The sequence below is a fragment of the Staphylococcus sp. SB1-57 genome (genome assembly GCF_017086425.1).
Taxonomy (GTDB): domain Bacteria; phylum Bacillota; class Bacilli; order Staphylococcales; family Staphylococcaceae; genus Staphylococcus; species Staphylococcus warneri_A.
Genome location: NZ_CP070964.1, coordinates 1,798,674 through 1,818,631 on the forward strand (window position 1 = coordinate 1,798,674; position 19,958 = coordinate 1,818,631).

13 protein-coding genes are annotated in these 19,958 nt (G+C 32.0%); 3 read left to right on the plus strand and 10 right to left on the minus strand.

Annotated features, from left to right (window positions below; all coding sequences use genetic code 11):
• Positions 1 to 5 precede the first annotated feature (5 nt).
• Positions 6 to 947, minus strand: a complete 942-nt coding sequence (locus JX000_RS08900) for a beta-ketoacyl-ACP synthase III (protein ID WP_002450784.1) — start codon at positions 945 to 947, stop codon at positions 6 to 8.
• Between the two features lie 314 nt (positions 948 to 1,261).
• Between JX000_RS08900 and JX000_RS08905 the strand changes: the two genes are divergently transcribed.
• Entirely contained in the window at positions 1,262 to 1,453 is a 192-nt protein-coding gene (locus tag JX000_RS08905; protein ID WP_002450785.1) for a YjzD family protein, read from the plus strand.
• Between the two features lie 175 nt (positions 1,454 to 1,628).
• On the opposite strand, the gene clpB is transcribed toward JX000_RS08905, so the two are convergent.
• The 3 genes from clpB to JX000_RS08920 all read right to left on the minus strand — a co-directional run bounded on the left by clpB (position 1,629) and on the right by JX000_RS08920 (position 7,225).
• Positions 1,629 to 4,235, minus strand: a complete 2,607-nt coding sequence (gene clpB, locus JX000_RS08910) for an ATP-dependent chaperone ClpB (RefSeq protein ID WP_206140637.1) — start codon at positions 4,233 to 4,235, stop codon at positions 1,629 to 1,631.
• A 385-nt stretch (positions 4,236 to 4,620) separates the two neighbouring features.
• Positions 4,621 to 6,423, minus strand: a complete 1,803-nt coding sequence (locus tag JX000_RS08915; RefSeq protein WP_075778082.1) for an acyltransferase family protein — start codon at positions 6,421 to 6,423, stop codon at positions 4,621 to 4,623.
• Between the two features lie 493 nt (positions 6,424 to 6,916).
• Positions 6,917 to 7,225 (minus strand): metal-sulfur cluster assembly factor, encoded by a 309-nt coding sequence (locus tag JX000_RS08920; RefSeq protein WP_002450788.1) that lies wholly within the window; start codon positions 7,223 to 7,225, stop codon positions 6,917 to 6,919.
• 113 nt (positions 7,226 to 7,338) lie between these two features.
• Here JX000_RS08920 and JX000_RS08925 point away from each other — a divergent pair, with 113 nt between their 5' ends.
• Together JX000_RS08925 and JX000_RS08930 are read left to right on the plus strand one after the other, a co-directional pair.
• Positions 7,339 to 8,163: a Cof-type HAD-IIB family hydrolase gene (locus JX000_RS08925; protein ID WP_002450789.1), complete on the plus strand. Its 825-nt coding sequence runs from the start codon at positions 7,339 to 7,341 to the stop codon at positions 8,161 to 8,163.
• A gap of 75 nt (positions 8,164 to 8,238) precedes the next feature.
• Complete coding sequence (locus JX000_RS08930) at positions 8,239 to 9,555, plus strand: CoA-disulfide reductase (RefSeq protein WP_206140638.1); 1,317 nt, start codon at positions 8,239 to 8,241, stop codon at positions 9,553 to 9,555.
• Between the two features lie 83 nt (positions 9,556 to 9,638).
• Here the strand turns inward: JX000_RS08930 and JX000_RS08935 are convergent, their stop codons facing one another.
• The 6 genes from JX000_RS08935 to lepB (JX000_RS08960) all read right to left on the minus strand — a co-directional run bounded on the left by JX000_RS08935 (position 9,639) and on the right by lepB (JX000_RS08960) (position 19,957).
• Positions 9,639 to 10,040 (minus strand): YisL family protein, encoded by a 402-nt coding sequence (locus tag JX000_RS08935; RefSeq protein WP_206140639.1) that lies wholly within the window; start codon positions 10,038 to 10,040, stop codon positions 9,639 to 9,641.
• 122 nt (positions 10,041 to 10,162) lie between these two features.
• The gene (locus JX000_RS08940; RefSeq protein ID WP_002450792.1) at positions 10,163 to 11,065 is read right to left on the minus strand and encodes a fumarylacetoacetate hydrolase family protein; all 903 of its coding nucleotides are present in this window, start codon (positions 11,063 to 11,065) and stop codon (positions 10,163 to 10,165) included.
• 133 nt (positions 11,066 to 11,198) lie between these two features.
• On the minus strand, positions 11,199 to 14,861 hold the full coding sequence (gene addA, locus JX000_RS08945; protein WP_206140640.1) for a helicase-exonuclease AddAB subunit AddA: 3,663 nt from the start codon (positions 14,859 to 14,861) through the stop codon (positions 11,199 to 11,201).
• Positions 14,858 to 18,328: a helicase-exonuclease AddAB subunit AddB gene (gene addB, locus JX000_RS08950; protein ID WP_206140641.1), complete on the minus strand. Its 3,471-nt coding sequence runs from the start codon at positions 18,326 to 18,328 to the stop codon at positions 14,858 to 14,860. Before addB ends, addA begins: the two co-directional genes overlap by 4 nt.
• 513 nt (positions 18,329 to 18,841) lie before the next feature.
• Positions 18,842 to 19,417, minus strand: coding sequence for a signal peptidase I (gene lepB, locus JX000_RS08955; RefSeq protein WP_124228440.1), 576 nt, complete (start codon positions 19,415 to 19,417; stop codon positions 18,842 to 18,844).
• A gap of 18 nt (positions 19,418 to 19,435) precedes the next feature.
• Positions 19,436 to 19,957, minus strand: coding sequence for a signal peptidase I (gene lepB / locus JX000_RS08960; RefSeq protein WP_002450796.1), 522 nt, complete (start codon positions 19,955 to 19,957; stop codon positions 19,436 to 19,438).
• Position 19,958: the final 1 nt, after the last annotated feature.

Consider the following 19,958-nt stretch of genomic DNA (forward strand, 5'->3'; position numbering starts at 1 on the left):
TCCTCCTATTTTCCCCATTTGATAACGATTGCGCCCCAAGTCAGGCCTCCGCCGAAACCTACTAAGACAAGAGTATCGTCATCTTTAATTTTACCGTTTTCTAGCTCTTGATTGATACTTAATGGTATTGATGCAGCAGATGTATTGCCGTATTTATTTACAGATACGCTCATTTTTTCTGGTTCAATACCTAAGCGTAAACGAGCTGATTCCATAATTCTTATATTAGCTTGATGAGGAACAAATAAATCGATATCATCAGAAGTTAAACCTGCTTTTTCAACAACGCGTGTTGACGCATCGCCCATAATTCTAACTGCAAATTTAAATACTTCTCGTCCATTCATTTTTAATTTACCAGTTTCTTTATCTAAATATAAGTATTTGCCACCGCTTCCATCCGATCCCATTTCGTAACTAATAATACCACGACCTTCTGATACTTCGCCAATGACAACTGCGCCAGCACCGTCACCGAATAAAACGGCCGTAGATCGATCTGTTAAGTCAGTGATCTTAGATAATTTATCAGCACCGACAACTAAAATATTATGATAATCTCCAGATTGAATATATTGTTTAGCTGTAATCATTGAATACATAAATCCAGAACATGCTGCAAGTTGATCCATTGTAGGCACTTTACCAGTACCTAAACGTTCTTGTAATATATTCGCTACACTTGGAAAAGGCATATCTCCAGTAGCTGTCGCCACAATAATCATATCTATATCTTCTGGTTGAATACCAGCATCTTTAATTGCTTTAACACTTGCTTCATAAGCTAAATCTGAAGTATCTTGATCTTCATTTGCCCAATGTCTTTCTTTGATTCCTGTCATTTTAGAAATCCATTCATCTGACGTTTCTAAAAATTGTTCAAAATAGGCATTGTCTACTATATTTTCTGGAGCATAAGCTCCGAAACCTTTAATACCCACATCCATGGTTGTACACCTTCTTAATAAATTTTTAATACCAGGTATTAATTTAACATATTACTGTTTTTAAACTCAAGCATATCACTTTTATTTATCATTTAAATGATAAATAAAATAAAGTACTGATTCTATTATGATAACCTATATTTGCATTTGTTTAATACAAATCAAATCATATCTCTGAAATTAATGATTATTTTAATAATGATATCATATATCGTTAATGTGATTATATATCTTACTACATTCTGATTCGCTCTATACAAACATGTATTTTTCTATTAAAATAAAGGTATATATTATATTGGAGGTCACATACAATGAAATACCTCATGACATTTATTTGGGCATTAGTCTTATTACAAATGGTCAATTTCGTATTGAATAGTTTAAATGGTGGCGGTGCGTTAAACGTCGTATCTCCAATCATCATGGCTGTTATCTTTACTGTAGCAGTTGCTATCTTAGCTGCTACAATAAGTCCAAAAAGTACGTCAGAACAATACGAATAATAAAAATTAAACAAATGGTCATCTCTAGTAACAGATAGGACATTTGTTATTAATTACAAAAAGCTGGTAGCGAACTTTAATATAGTCGCTACCAGCTTTCATTTGTTTATACTTTAATACAAACAACAGGCTAGAATTGCTCTTCTAGCCTGTTGTTCTTTATGAATTAACACGATTATTCTGGTTTAGTCACGTCAAATGTTAATTCGTTATCATTATTAAGATCTACATTTATTTTAGTACCTTCTGGTAAGTTTTCTTTAATCATCATACGAGCTAATGGTGTCTCAATTTGTCTTTGTACAAATCGTTTTAATGGACGTGCACCAAATTGAGGTTCATAAGCTTCTTCACCTAACCATTTTTTCGCTTCGTCAGTTACTTCAATGGAAATTCTTTGATCAACTAATCTCATATTCAATTGACCTAATATTTTATCGACAATCATACTCATATCGTTTACTGATAATGGTTTGAATAACACAATATCATCCATACGGTTTAAAATTTCAGGTTTGAAGTAAGCATGTAAACTATCCATGACTGCTTTTTCAGTTGATTCACTAATATCTCCTGTTTCTGAAACTTGTTCTAATAGTACTTGTGAACCGATATTACTAGTCATGATAATAATTGTATTTTTAAAGTCCACGCTTCTACCTTTAGAATCAGTCAATCGACCTTCATCTAATATTTGAAGTAATACGTTGAACACATCGCTATGTGCTTTCTCTACTTCATCAAGTAAGATAACTGAATAAGGATTACGTCTTACTGCTTCAGTTAATTGACCACCTTCATCATGGCCTACATAGCCTGGAGGGGCACCAATTAATCTAGACACTGCATGTTTCTCCATGTACTCACTCATGTCAATGCGTATCATATGTTTTTCAGAGTCGAATAGTGATGCTGCTAATGATTTAGCTAATTCTGTTTTACCTACACCTGTAGGTCCTAAGAATAGGAAACTACCGATAGGTCTATTCGGATCTTTAATACCTGCTCTTGCACGTACAACTGCGTCTGATACTAAGTCTACAGCTTTATCTTGTCCAACCACACGTTTATGAAGAATGTCACCTAAGTGAAGTAATTTTTCTCTTTCTGTTTCAACTAATTTAGAAACTGGTATACCAGTCCATTGACTAACGATATCACCAATTTCTTCATCAGATACAATTTCACGAATCATTCTATCATTATCTTCGCCTTGTTCATCTTGGAAAACATCTTCTAATTCTTTTAATTCTTTTTCTAATTGAGGTATTTTACCATATTGTAATTCTGCTGCTTTTTCAAGATTATTATTAGTTTGTGCATCTTCTAATGCTTTTCTACTTTCATCTAATTCTGCTCGTTTTTCTTGTAGTTTCGCAATTTTTTCTTTTTCTTGTTCTACACGTGATTGTAATGACGCTTGTTTTTCTTTTTCATTTGAAAGTTCTTCTTGAAGTTCTTCTAAACGTTGTTTACTAGCATTGTCAGATTCATTTTTCAATGCACTTTCTTCAATTTCTAATTGCATTACACGTCGGTTCACTTGGTCTAATTCAGTCGGATTTGATCCCATTTCCGTACGAATCGTTGCACATGCTTGGTCAACCAAGTCAATAGCCTTATCTGGTAAGAATCTATCAGTAATATATCTGTCGGAAAGTTCTGCTGCTGCAACTAATGCACGGTCTTGAATACGTACACCATGATACACTTCATAGCGTTCTTTTAAACCACGTAGAATGGATATTGTGTCTTCTACATCTGGTTCACTGACACCCACTTTTTGGAAACGACGTTCTAAAGCTGAATCTTTTTCAATATATTCTCTATATTCATTTAATGTTGTAGCACCAATACAATGTAATTCACCACGTGCTAACATTGGTTTTAACATATTTCCTGCATCCATTGCACCATCCGTTTTACCAGCGCCTACTAACATATGAATTTCATCTATAAATAATATAATTCTACCATCAGATTCCTTAACTTCTTTAAGTACTGCTTTTAAGCGCTCTTCGAATTCACCTCTAAATTTAGCACCTGCAACTAATGCACTTAAATCAAGTTCGAAAATGGTTTTATCTAATAATGATTCAGGTACGTCCTTTTTAACAATACGTTGTGCTAATCCTTCAACAATCGCCGTTTTACCAACACCTGGTTCACCAATCAATACAGGATTATTTTTTGTTTTACGACTTAATATACGTATTGTATTACGAATTTCTTCATCACGGCCAATGACCGGATCCATTTTACCTTGACGTACTTCTTCTACTAAGTCACGTCCATATTTTTCTAATGCTTCATAATTTACTTCTGGGTTCTGACTAGTCACATGATTTCCCCCTCTTATTTTATTTATTATTTCTTTAACCACTTCAGTTTTATTACCTATAAAGTTTTGTGTAGTTTGATCAATATCCATCGCTGCACGAAGCACATGCTCCATTGAAATAAATCCATCATCATATTCGTTCATATATGTTTCAGATTTATTCATCAATTCATTCGCTTTTGCACTTATATATTGACCATACTGTACATTATCTCCTTGTACAGTTGGATAAGCTTTTAATTTATTATCATAAGCTTTTTCTAGTTCTTCTACATCAATATTTGCACGTTCTAGAACACTCTTAATTAAACTTTCATTTTCATTTAATGTCGCTTTTAAAATTGCTTCAATTTCGATATTTTGTAATTCAAATTCTTTACTATACTCAATGGCTCTTTGTAATGAACCTTGTATAGCATATGTCATTTTATTGATATCCAATTGTATTCACCTCTATCATTTTAGAGTCGGTCAAAGGTAAAAATTTTCGATTTGACTTTGACTTTCTTTGACCTTAACTACATTATAGTCCCCTTCTAATAAATTATCAACAACTTAAGCTTGTTTTTTGTAATATTTTTTAGGTTTATTTTTAATATCAAATGTGATGAATCAAACCTTTTATTATTCTATTTCCCAATAATTCAAACAACAAACAAAGTATTAATAACTTCATTTAACCGCATCAAACGGTTTTGTTAAATGATACAAAATAACCCGAGATATCTAGTATCTCGGGTTTTTATTATGAATTTATTCACCATTCAATATATTTTAGTAAAATCATACACGTATGATTAGTTTGATTTATTAATTTGTTGGATGATTATTTCTTTTTAATCTTACTTAAAATTTCATCTGTTAAGGCTTCTACACCACTATGTTCTAAATGTATGCCATCTGGCGCAAAGTACTCTGTATGTCCTTCTGACCTTTTGTACCAATCGATTAATGTTACATTACTTTTTTCATTAGCTGCATCTGCCATAAGTTTATTGACATGATCCTCATAACCTCTTGGCACTCTGGTATTGACTAAATATACTTGCGCATCTCCAAATTTATTAATTAAATCATCAAGTTGCTTTTTATTAAAATCTCCATTAGTACCTAATTCTAAAATAACTTGGTCTGATTTTTTATTGTATTGTTTATAATTGGCTTCAACTAGTGGAATTGCTTGGTATAAGTTACGACCAACCTTACCATCAATTTTAGCTTTAGGTACTCTATCTTTAAAGTTTTCACCTATATCTACCATTACCGAATCTCCGATTAGCAATGGACTAATATCAGTATAAACATCTGTATCTCTATTACTTTTTTGGCCAATTTTATCTATTGGAATCATTCTTATTAAATATTTATCTTCTAAATCAGTATTGAATGAATTGGATTTTTGATCGATTTTATCTTTACCTAAACCATCAAAGGCACCACCCATAATAAATGCAAACGGAATGATGCATATTATAATTGCAATTGTTCTTATAAGCGCAGGTTTGTATTTACGTTTCAATGTGAATGCCTTTAAACCTTCTTTTCTAAATGGTGTTTCGATATATCTATATGAAGCTTCAGCGCATAACACTGTTAAAATAATATCCACAATGTAAACATAAAACGGAATTTGACCAGCAATAAAATGACTATGTACAAAACTTATAATAGGGAAATGCCATAAATATAAACTATATGAACGTTTACCGATATAAACAAACAATGGATTGCCTAATAACTTTGATACTAGTGTAGATGGATGAACAACACTTGCTATAATCAACAAAGTCATAGTAGAAATAATATAAAAACCGCCATCATATATCCAGTCGCTTTCATCTTGAACTGTAAAGAACAGCAAGATCAAAAAGGCCAGTCCAATGAATCCCACGCCATCAATTGCTCGTTGTAAAACTTTAGGTGGTTCGGCTTTAAGTTTAAATGGCGGCCATAAGAAAGCTAAAATCACACCTAATAATAATGTTTGGAGTCTCGTATCAGTTCCAAAATACACTCTTGAATGATTAAGATGAGGTTGTGAAATCACAATCATTAACATGAGTGATAATAATGAAATAATCCAAAAAATCAATGTAATATTTCGATATTTCTTTATAGTTAGCAATAGTGTAATTAAAACAACAGGGAAAAATAAATAAAATTGTTCCTCTATCGCTAACGACCATAGATGTTTTAATGGCATAAACGAGAACTGTTCAAAGTAGTTGACATCTTTAGCTATATACCACCAATTTGAAACATAGAATATAGCTGCTATAATATCATGTTTCACTCTAACTATATCTTCAGATTTGAATAGTAAAGTTGCTATTCCTACTACTAAAAGTAACGCTAATACTGCTGGTACCAGTCGTTTTAAACGACGTAACCAGAAATTCTTTAAATTAATAATGCCAGTTTCTTCATACTCTTTTAATAATAAACTTGTTATTAGATAACCTGAAATAACAAAAAATGTGTCAACGCCCAAAAAGCCGCCTGTCAACCATTGCTTGTTTAGATGGTAAATGATAATACCGATAACGGCTATCGCTCTTAATCCATCCAAACCAGGCATATATCTTAATCGCTTACCCCTAGTTTTAGTTCTTTTATATTCTTTTTCCATATTTCACTTTCTTCCCCATAGAATCATTTCGAATTTCGTTTAAGACATCTTACTAATTAATATGATTAATCAATACATCAATGTCATTCGAGTCTTAAGTTAAAAGAGATATGTATGTCTTATAAAATGTCTAAATCATCATTTTCAAAACAGATTAACTTTAATAGTCTGTAGAGTTGGACTAAGGTTACTCTACTGACAATTTATTCACAACTTAAATTTATTGTGTTCTAGTTACTATCAGTCTTAAATATTGTAATACAACCGTAATATAAATTCAATTTAAATACTAAATGAATACTATATTTTTATTGACGATTTGTTTTTCTGATAATTTTCCAAAGAATTTTTTTATATTTAGGAATAATCCGTCAGAGTATGACTTATATATGCATGGTCATACGCTTCAAAAATAAAAAAGAATGGCACATAGTATCCTATACACAATTCGTGCATTAAACTACATGACCATTCTTATTCTTTGTCATAAAGATTATCCAACGCCTAGTGCAATTTTTGCGTATCTAGACATCATGTCTTTATTCCATGGTGGACTCCATACAATGTTTACTTCAGTATCTTGAATTTCTGGAATCTCTGCTAAAACAGTTTTAATTTGTTCGATAATTTGCGGTCCTAAAGGACAACCCATAGAAGTTAATGTCATCTCAACAGTACAAAGTCCTTCATCATCCACATCAACTTTATATACTAAACCTAAATTAACAATATCAATGCCTAATTCAGGGTCGATTACCATTTCTAGAGCCCCTAGGATACTATCTTTTAACGCCTCTTCCATTAGTATCACCTCTCTATATTTATCTTTATACTAATATATCAAATATCCGACAAAACGCCAATAAAATGCTATGATACTACTACAATATATTACAACGACATAAGGAGATAGTTATGCAACCTTATTTAATTTGCTTAGACTTAGATGGAACTTTACTAAATGATAATAAAGAAATTTCTAATTATACGAAACAAGTGTTAACTGAATTACAACAACGCGGTCACTCCATTATGATAGCAACTGGACGCCCATACCGAGCGAGCCAAATTTATTATCATGAGTTAAATATGGATACACCAGTTGTGAACTTTAATGGTGCCTATGTACATCACCCTAAATCTGATGAATTCAAAACAATACATGAAGTATTAGACATTGATATGTCAAAAAATATCATCGAAAAGCTACAACAATTTCAAGTGACTAATATCATTGCAGAAGTTAAAGATTATGTTTTTATCAATAATCATGATCCTCGTTTGTTTGAAGGTTTCTCTATGGGTAATCCTAGAATCCAAACTGGTAACTTACTTGAACAACTTAATGAAGCACCTACATCACTGTTAGTAGAAGCTGAAGAAAGTAAAATCCCAGAAATAAAAGATAAATTGACTCATTTTTATGCTGAAAATATAGAACATCGTCGTTGGGGCGCACCTTTCCCAGTGATAGAAATCGTTAAACGTGGTATTAATAAAGCGCGTGGTATTGAACAAGTCAGACAGTTTTTAAATATTGATCCACAACATATTATTGCTTTCGGTGACGAAGATAATGATATTGAAATGATTAAATATGCACAACATGGTATTGCTATGGATAATGGTTTACAAGAACTAAAGGATATAGCTGATGAAACTACATTTAGTAACAACGATGATGGTATTGGTAGATATTTAAATGACTTCTTTAATTTAAATATCCGATATTATTCATAGATCAGGATGTTAAATCAATCTGAGAAGGTCACATAGTCCTATCTCAGAATTTTTATGATATAGGGAGGTTGTCAAATGAGTAAAATTGTTGTAGTAGGTGCTGTTGCAGGTGGTGCAACTTGTGCAAGCCAAATTAGACGTTTAGATCAAAGTAGTGAGATTACTGTATTTGAAAAAGATAGAGATATGAGCTTTGCAAATTGTGCTTTACCATATTATTTAAGCGATACAATCACTGAAAGAGAAAAAGTTTTAGCGTATACACCTGAAGCCTTTTATGACAAAAAGCATATTAATGTAAAAACATATCATGAAGTCATAGCTATTAATGATACGCGTCAAACTGTTACTGTAAAAAATAGAACAACTGACGAAACATTTGAAGAATCCTATGATTACTTAATCCTTAGTCCTGGTTGCAGTGCCAATCGACTTAACTTTAATACTGATATGGCCTTTACTTTAAGGAATTTAGAAGATACTGATGCGATTAATGACTATATTGATACTCATAACGTTCATAAAGCACTTGTTGTAGGTGCCGGCTATATTTCGCTTGAAGTACTTGAAAATTTATATCAACGTGGGTTAGATATCACGCTCATTCATCGCTCCGAACAAGTCAATAAATTAATGGATCAAGATATGAATCAACCTATCTTTGATGAACTAGAAGAAAAACAAATTGAGTATCGTTTAAATGAAGAAATTACTGATATCAATGGTCATGAAGTCTCATTCAAATCTGGTAAAAAAGAACAATTTGATATCATCATTGAAGGTATTGGTACAAAACCTAATTCTGAATTTATTAAGTCATCTAATATCCAAATTGATGACAAGGGCTTTATACCAGTTAATGATTATTTCCAAACTAATATCCATAATATCTATGCATTAGGCGATGTCATCACATCCCATTATAGACATGTAGACTTAAAAGCTAATGTACCTCTCGCTTGGGGCGCCCATCGTGCTGCCAGTATAATTGCTGAACACCTTACAGGGAAAAGCAATATTAAATTTAAAGGCTATCTTGGTGCAAATATTGTAAAATTCTTTAATTATACATTTGCTAGTGTTGGCGTCAAACCTGATGAGTTATCTCAATTTAATTATAAAATGGTTGAAACGAAGCAAGGTGCACATGCAGGTTATTACCCAGGAAATACTCCCTTACATTTAAGAGTTTATTATGATAAAGAAACAAGAGTAATCATACGGGCAGCTGCAGTAGGTCAAGAAGGCGTGGATAAACGAATTGATGTTTTATCAATGGCGATGCAAAATAATATGACAGTTGACCAATTAACAGAATTTGAAGTTGCCTATGCACCACCATATAGTCATCCTAAAGATTTAATCAATATAATTGGTTACAAAGCACAATAAAAAAGTAAAAGAGGTCGAGACAAAAGCCCAAAAACTTTATGTCTCAACCTCCTATATTTTACATAAACATGGTTTATGACTTATTATCCTAAACCGAACATCTTACTGATTGGTCCCCATGGAAGAATAATACCGATTGCGATAGTTACGATAATTAATGCAATCGTCATCCAGAATAATTTATCACTATTTTCATGTTTCTTTCTCTTAGCAATTGAAACTTCCATCAATGCTAATACGCCTAAGCCACAAAGCATTTTCAATGTAAGTAACATATGATTGCCACCTTCACCTTGGCTTGCTGCTGCGAATTCTTTAATTAATTCCCAGAATCCAGAAATAAGCGCCAATACCATAAATAATCTTAGCAATATTTGTAAAGGTTTAAAATATGGTGATGCTCCTTGTACTTTTGAAATATTTAAGTATGTTGCAAAAAATAAAATGATTGCTAATACCCAACTTAAAATATGAACATGTAACAAGACAATGTCCCCCCACTAATTTATTTACTTTAATTATCATAACATAAAAGTAGTAGCTATCATTGAAGTTTAATACCTTCAAGATAGCTACTTTGTTATTTAACATTATACAATTCCATCAATTATTTTGAAATATATGTTGTTAAAGTACCGATATTATCAATTGTTACTTTTACTTCGTCGCCTGGTTGTAAAAATTGAGGTGGTTGCATACCTGCCCCCACTCCAGCTGGTGTACCAGTAGCAATAATGTCTCCTGGATGTAAAGCAACGTATTTAGAAATTTCTTCAATTAACTCGTCAATTTTTAAAATCATTTCACCAGAATTACCATCTTGACGGATTTCATTATTAACTTTAGTTACAATGTTAACATTTTCAGGAGTAGGAAGTTCATCCTTCGTAACGATATATGGTCCCATTGGGCAACCGCCAGTTAAACTTTTAGATAAAAATGCTTGGTCATGATTATTTTGTGCATTACGGTCTGTAATATCATTAATAATTGTATAACCATAAACATAGTCTAATGCTAGCGCTTTAGGGATTTTTTCTCCAGACTTACCAATGACAATACCTAATTCACCTTCATAGTCTAATTGATCTGTAATATCTTTATGATTAGGAATTGTGGCACTATCACCTGTTAATGATGACGCAGCTTTAGTAAATACGTATAAACGTTGTACTTCATGGTTCAATTCACTCGCATGGTCTTCATAGTTACGACCGAAAGCAATAACGTTATTCGGTGGTGTAACTGGAGGTAAAAACTCAATATCATTAAATGAAATTTTATAATCTTCAGCTTTACCGCTATCTTCTGCAGCAACAACTGCTTTACGTACTTGTTCTTGGAAATCTAACGTTTGGTTTTGTTGTAACCCTGCTAATAATGTTTTTGGATGAAAATCACTTTCCGCAAAATCAGCAAATACTAATGTTAAATCCCAAACAGCATCTTCACGTTTAACTTTAACACCGTATGAAGTTCTGTCATTATGCTTGAATGATAAAAATTTCATTCATAATCAACTCCTCATCTATATCTTAATACATATTATAACTATAATGACCACGAAATAACAAATATATAAGTAAGAAAATTAAGAAAGTTTCTACAGATTAATGATGATATTGCATTTGGATAGTCTTAAATCATTCATGGTTATCAATTTCTAACATGCCAAATTTAAAGAAATATAGATAACCTTTAACTTTGGTTTGAAGAATCGTTTCTAATGTGTTGCGATAATATTTCATCTGAATTTGATATTTATCTTTCAATTGTTGTCCAATTTCTTCATCTGTTAATCCTCTTCGACGATTAAAGGCATCTGTCTTATAATCTACAAAGTAATATTGACCTTCACTCACATAAATCAAGTCAATCATACCTTGAATAATCGATACACCTTCATCAACTAACTCTAACTGATCCACTCTAGCTTGATTGACTACAAATGGCAGTTCTCGGAAAACGCGATCAGCACATGCAATATTCATGTATAAATCACTTTGTATAAATGTCATAATCTCATTAAATCTTATATCCTCTTTAGCGTCTGATTCGATAATATTTCTTTCAACTAAAAGATCTATATATTCGTCTAACTCGGTTTCAGTTAATCTATCTTTTTTAAATGGCAAGTGCTGCATGACTGTGTGCATCAATGTTCCTACTTCATTCGCCTTACGTTTACCTTGTTGACTTAAAAACTTAGGTCTTTCGTATGTTGATACACCAATACGGTATTGACGCACTCGATCATAATTTGTACCACTTTCCTCTGTTTCTAATTGACGCTTCAATTCAGATACAGACTGCTTTGATGGTTTTTCAATATCCTTTTGATATGGATATTCAAATGTAAGTTTTTCTTTAATTTTAGCTTTGATGTCATCATTACCGCTTTGATAACGTTCAATATCTTCCACAGTTCTTATTTCACTTTCTGAAACTACGGTCTCTGTAGAAATATCTTCGAAGTTATCTACATATAAATTCACTCTCGGTTTAACATTGCTATCTAATTGTTCAATGTCTGATTCAAACTTTTGATCATTCGTAATACTTGAAGATTGATATTTAGCTAAAATACTATAAATCATAGTAAATGGTGTTGATGCAGTTAAACGTTCATTAACAGCAAGATGATTTCCTGAAATTGGTAACCTTTCTAATTTGCCCAACTCTTTTTCATCTTTTACTCTTCCTATTAGAATTAACTGCTCTTTGGCACGTGTTAATGCAACGTAAATTAAACGCATTTCCTCAGAAATCATTTCCTTCTCGTTAATTGCCTTGTAAGCAACTGAAGATAATGAAGGATACGCAATATCTTCATTAACATCGAAATAATCCATACCCAAACCATATTTCTGATTCAATACAACTTGTCTACTCAGATCATTTTTATTAAATCGTTTAGATAGTCCTGAATAAATGACAAATGGGAATTCCAATCCTTTACTACTATGAATGGTCATCATTCTAACCACATTATCATTCGGACCTACGATATTTTCTTCACCGAAATCCTTACCTCTATCAATCAACTCATCGATAAATCTAATGAATTGGTATAATCCTCGGAAACTTGAATTCTCAAATTCAATTGCTTTATTAAACAAGCCATAAAGATTTGCACGACGTCCTCTGCCACCTATGAGTCCACTAAAATATTGAATCACATAATGGTCGTTATAGAATTTATCAATTAATTGATAGACAGGGTAACGTTGACTATAATCTTGATAATGTTGAATATCAGCTAAAAATCGTTTTAACTTAGTTACTAATTTTTTATTAGCCATATCATTTTTTATATATTGTTGAATCGATTGATAAAAATAATCATCATTCGGACTAAATACGCGAATATTAGCTAATTCATCTTCTGTAAATTGATAAATCACTGAACGCATTAACCCGACTAAATAAATATCTTGTAATGGATTATCAACTGTGCGAAGAAACGATAATATTAAACGTACTTCTGTTTGTTCAAAATATCCTTCCCTACTATTGACATGGAAAGGGATATCATTATCTTTAAATGCTTGTTGTAAATTACGTGCTTGGCCATAACTTCGTTCTAGAATAACGATATCTTTATACGTCGCTGGTCGATACGTATTTGTTTTCATATCATAGACTTTTCGATGTTCTAAAATATCTTTTACTTGTTCAACGATATAATTGGCTTCTTGCTCAGTACCCGTTAATTTACTATTTTCGGAGCTAGCTTCTACTAATGTACGTAATTCTACATTATGATCTACTTCATCAAATGGTGCGCCATAATACAATTGTGCAGCATCATCGTAAGTGATTTCACCTACTGCTTCATCCATCATATGCCTAAATAAATAATTAGTAGTAGATAATACTTCTTTACGTGAACGGAAATTTTGCGATAAATCAATACGCATTCCTGCATTCTGTCCATCCACATTAAATCGATTATATTTTTCAATAAATAAGCTAGGATCTGCTTGTCTAAATTTATAAATGGATTGCTTTACGTCACCAACCATGAATAAATTACCATTCGACTCATCTCCCGTTTTAATACAAGATAAGATTTTCTCTTGTACACGGTTCGTGTCTTGATACTCATCCACTAAAATTTCAGAAAAATGTTGACGATACATGTCAGCGATGGCTGAAGGTGTACCATCTTCATTGGTTAAAATTTGAAGTGCAAAATGTTCGTAATCTGCAAAATCTAATACATTTCGACTTCGCTTAAGCTTACTAAAATCATGGATGACATCTTTCACAATTTCTGAAAGATAGCGCACACGCGGTGCAAGTAATTGCATATCGCGTTTTAAATCTTCTGGAGTTCTTGAAAAATAATCGTTTTTTACTTTATTAATCAGGTCTTTATATTTATCATATGAGGCTTTTGCATCTTCTAGAGCGTCGAGCATCATCGCATTTTCTTCTTTTATTTTAGCGCTAATACTTGGGAATCGACTTACAAATTGATGATGAACAAGTACATCAACCTGTAATTGATCGTTATGATATAAATCACGTATAAATCGACGTTCTTGTTCAATAACTTCTAATTGTTTCTCAACACCTTCCATCATTGAAAATAATTCATAACTTTTTTCAAGTGACTCATGACCAGCATTAATAAAAATCATTGCTAAATCGTTTAATAATTTTAATAAATCATCTTGCTGTCTTTCATCATCGTATGGTGCAGAGAGTTGATTTAACCATTGGAATGGATCAGGATTAGCAATACTAAAGAAATATAACTGTTTAATTATGTTTCTAAATTGTGTATCGCTACGATCATTGGATAATTGCTCTGTTAAATCAATGAAATCAGGATTTAACTTATCATAGTGTTGTTCTAAAACCTCATCGATCGTTTGTTCTAAAAGTAAAATATTTTCCGCTTCACTACTCGTTCTAAAATTCGGATCGATATCTAATACATCATAATGTTGTTGAATTAGTTTTAAACAAAAGCTATGCAATGTGGATATTTGTGCTTGATGTATTTTGATACGTTGATTTTTTAAATGTTCGTTATTGGGATCTTCTATGGATGCCTGTTGAATACGTTGATCCACACGATGCTTCATCTCTCTAGCACTTAAATTCGTAAATGTTACAACTAATAAACGGTCAACATCAATTTCATCTCTTAAAATTCGTTGAATAATTCTCTCTACAAGAACAGCTGTCTTTCCTGATCCTGCAGCAGCCGCTACTAACGTATCTTGACCTTTTGCATAAATACTACGCCATTGTGCATCTGTCCAAATAACATCTTTAGGTTTTGTAGGTATCATTCATCTTCACCTCCATTTTCTTCCATTTGTTGTATTACTTCTTTTGGATTAATCGATTCATCAACTGTGCGATATCGTTTACTATCAATCATACCATCCACATGACATACTGATTGATAACTACAAAATTGGCACGGCAATGTTTGTTTATATTTAAGTGGTGATACTTCTGTGTGACCATCCATAATATGTGTTGCTGTATCAATAAAGTTATTTTTATTATGTTCTATAAATTTATAAATGGTTTTTTCATCCGCAACTTGACTACCAGCTTTACTAATAGCACCTTTAGCCGTTAAACCAACTGGTACTATATCGGATTTAAACTTAGGTTCTAATCGAATATCTAATGCATCTAAAACATCTTCATCACTATTAACTAATCCACTCATTTTAAATGATTTAATATAGTCTTTTTCTATTTTGTCTTGATCAATTTCCGACCAGTTTTTCAATTTTAATCTTGGCTCGTGAACATGGAAATATAGTAATCCGCCTGGTTTAACTATATCTGTTAATCCTAATCTATCTTGATTTTGAAGCACAATATCCATATATGTCATCATTTGCATTTGTAAGCCATAATACACTTTCGTTAAATCAAGCGTAGCACTACTTTCTGACGATTTATAATCGATAATATTAACATAGCTTTGATTGTCTTTAGTATACGTATCAATACGGTCAATTTGACCTCTGATATTAATGGGTACACCTTGTTTAGTTGTTAATGATTGTGCAATTAACTCATCATCAGATTTAGGCTTTTTACGGAAACCTGTTTCAAATTGTTGTGGTTTGAATTTTGTATAATCGCCTTGATATTTTAATGCATTGAGTGTCGTCTCAACAATGGCACCTATTCTTCGTGATAAGTAGCGGTAATATGCAGATGAATTCAGTAAATTAAATTGCACTTTAGGTAGAATAGTTTCTAATGCTTCAGTAGTTAATGACTTGATTTTCTTTTGATCTAAATGTTTAAAATCGCCATTGATCCGATCTGAAATGTATTTCAATACAGAATGGAAGATATCACCTAAATCAAAGTTCTGTAATTCATATTTTGTACGTTCATTGAGTCGTAAGCCATGTGAAGCGTAGTGTTTAAATGGACATTGTTGATATCCTTCGAATCTCGATACACTTGCATTGATTGTTTTACCATATAAGTCTTGCGCCAGTGTTTCACTAAGTTGTGTTGTCTCATTATCATAAGTTAAAGACGTAATTAAGTAATCTAGGTCCTTATTTAAATGCTCGTCATCTCTCATAACTTGGAATGCATCTATCCATGTATCTGCTACAATTTCTTCGTCTAACCACGCTCTAAGTGATTCAAACAAATTAATTTTAGTCTGATGTACATGTTCAATTAACGACATAGGTTGCGCTTGATGCATCTGATGGATATTTATCGCATTCAAGTCTTGATAAATATCTTTAATTTGAGCTAAAAATGGACTCATTTCTTTTTCATCACCAGATGCCCCCATTAAACTATATGAAAATGTCACTTTAGATGTTGCACGGCTCATCGCGATATAACACACAAATGCTTCATCCATTTGTAGAATATCTGACGTAGGGCTTAATTCAATTTGGGCATTTTCTTCAAATAATTTCTTTTCATCGTCACTAATTAAACTAGAGGAAGAAATGGGTTGTGGCATTGAACCATCATTCATACCTACTAGGAAGATATGCTTTTTATTATCTACTTTTGCTAAATCCATGGTACCAATACTTACTTGATCTAGTGTTTGTGGAATCATAACAAATTCTAATTGTTCTAATCCTATATCAAACACTTCCAAGAAACGGGATAATGACATATTTTCGGTCTCAAAGACGGTCACTAGGTCATCTAAAATTTGTATTAATCCGTTCCAAATTTGATCAATTTCTTCAGCTTGTTCATGATAGCCATCATTATCTAGCATATCTCTCTCAGTCATCAAATGATTCGGCAATTCAAAATACTCCATACTCTCATAAAATGCCGTCGCAAAATCACGTACTGTTTCGCCTTCATTCATGGCTTGTTCAAAGTATAAAATTTTATCGATGACATCTGTTTTTAATTTAACTACCTGTTCGAATGTGTCTCTTTCTTCTTGAGTCAGTTGATGTTCTTTACGTCCCATTTTTCTAAAGTTTTCAATATTAAATATCTCATCATCTAACCATTTTTTGCCATATATTCCTCGTTCTATCGCAAAGTTTTCCAATAAATCTATAAGATGGGTGCTATTTTTAAATTGGTCTGTGAGTACATTTGTTTTTAACAAACGCATCATTGCATTGATATGCCAATTAGATTGTATGACTTCGATTAATGAACGAATCATTTCCATAATAGGATGATGTGTCATTGAACGCTTTGTATCGATATTAAATGGAATTTGATATAAAGGTAATATAGATTCAAATAAATCCGCATAAGACGCATCTCTATAGAGGATCGCAATGTCTTGAAAACGTAATTGATTATCACGTGTGTCTTTAAGTATTTGACGTGCGATTTCATTTATTTCTTCTCTCATACTTGATGATTCGAAGATATCGATAAATCCCTCTGATTTCTGTGGCGTGATTTGTAATGCATCAAATTGTGACTCCAATGATTTTAAGTCATTATTTTCAAAGCGATAAATATCTGTAAAGATATTTTTATTTAATTGAATATGCAAATTTTGTGCTATATCTTCGAGATGAGTAAGTACTTCTGAGGGTTTTCTAAATAAACTGAAAGCATCTTGATTGCCATCAGTAGTGAGTAATACTGTTACCTTCTTAGCATGCTTTACCAATGCTTGTATCATTTCATATTCTAATGTTGAAAAGTTGTGGAAGCCATCTATGTATATTTCTGACCGTTTCAACCACTCAGATTGATCCATTTGTTTGATAAATTGACGTAATGAGTCCTCTACTGTAATAAATTGTCCGTGCATTCTCGATTCAAATTGCTTAAATATTAAAGAAATATCTTCTAATTTATGTTTTGTTCTTGTTTGAACATGATGTGTATTTAAAAATTCATCTATATGTTCTGGTAAAACAGAGTACTTTTTAAAATCTTGAATCTGCTCTGCTAACTTTTCACTAAATCCAAAATATTTAGCTTGCGAACGATATAATTTCATATCATCTTGATATTGTTGTACTAGATGATAAATCATCATTTCTGTCGCAGCCTTAGAAAGTCGCTGTTCCGTAAAGCCTCCAACTTCTTGGAATACTCTATGACTTAATCTTTCAAAGTGAAGTACTTCGGTTCTTAAGCTACCATTCAATGCTTCGTCATTGACAAATGCTTGTTCAAATTGAAATGTACTTTGTGTTGGAGCGATTAAAATAATTGGATCTCCAAGTGGGTCACGTTTCATTTTATCTTTAATTTCGTTAACCATCGCTGTGGATTTACCAGTCCCAGCTCTACCTATATATGCATTTAATTCCATTACAGCCTTCACTCCTTTGACAACATTTTAACACGGGAGTGGTAAAGAAATCTCTAAAATTAATATTGAGATTTCGTCGTAACCCCAACTTGCATTGCTTGTAGAATTTCTTTTTGAAATTCTCTATATCTGGGGCCCCACTCCTCTACAAGGTTGACTAGAACTAAGATTAATAGAATATTGATTTTAGTTCAGTCAACTACTGCCAAGTCACTCAATATTATATGTATATTTCTTAACACTACATTTTTATAAATTATTGTTCCTAATAGCTTTCACTATTAGGTAAGTCATACTAATTTGCTTTGCAAAAGTATGACTTTATGCGCACTAGCTTTAGCTAGGGTGATCCTTTAATTTAAATTAATATTGAGATTTCGTCGTAACCATAGCTTTCATTGTTTGTAGAATTTCTTTTTGAAATTCTCTATGTTTGGGTCCCTGCTCCCCGGCAAGATATGTAAAACAAAAAAGCGGTAGACGTCATCACAACATCTACCGCTTCAAATCATATTAATTTTTAGTATTATCTGGATTAAAGTTAAATTTAAATTCATTTAATGGCCAGAATCTGAATGATACTTTACCAACAATTTGATCTTTATCGATTAAGCCGAAAGAACGACTATCTTTACTTACTTCACGATTATCACCTAGAACTAAGTATTTATCTTTAGGTATAACATTAGATTTAGAATTTGCATTAGCTAAATCTTTCACTTGGAAAGTACCTGTAATATATTCAACTTGCTTACGCTTCTCATTATAATTTAAATATGGTTCGTCTTGTTTCTTACCATTAATGTATAATTGGTCTTTTTTATATTGTACTTTATCACCAGGTACCCCAATCACACGTTTTACGTAGTCATCTTTCTTGTTAGCATGGAAAACGATGACATTCCCTTTTTTCACATCACCTATTTTATATCCCATAATATTTACAACTACACGTTCACCGTCTTTTAATGTTGGGTCCATTGAATCACCTTTAATTGTATACGGTTGACCAACAAAATCTTTAATAAACCAAACCAGTGCTACTGCCACTACTATGGCAATAACCCACTCCATAATTTCTTTTTTCAAATTAGACACCTCTTATATTCATTTAAAATCTGTCGTAAATGCTTCAAACGGATAATATTTAATACTTATATCTCCAATAATATTCTTTTTATCAATTAAACCATAGCGTCTAGAGTCTGATTGATTATGATCATTATCATTTAACACAAAATAATGTTTAGGGGAAATGATATCGCCATCAGAATATTTCATATCTCTTAATGAAAAGTTTTTTAATTGTCTATTTTTCGCAAATTTATCTTTAACTTCTCTATCATCACGATAAATTTTATTATTTCTTATTTCAATAGATTGACCTGGTTCGCCTATAATCCTACCAAAATGCGTATGTCCGTCAATGTTGTACATAATAATATCACCAGTATCCAATAAATTGAATGTCACTTTTATTTTATTAACAATTAATCTATCACCTTTAACTAAAGTAGGTGACATATTGTCATCTGTGACAATAGCTCCTCTAATTAGGAATGTTTGGATGAACAGTACAATAATAATCGCAAATATTAAGGAAATCAAATATTTAATAACAGTTTTCACT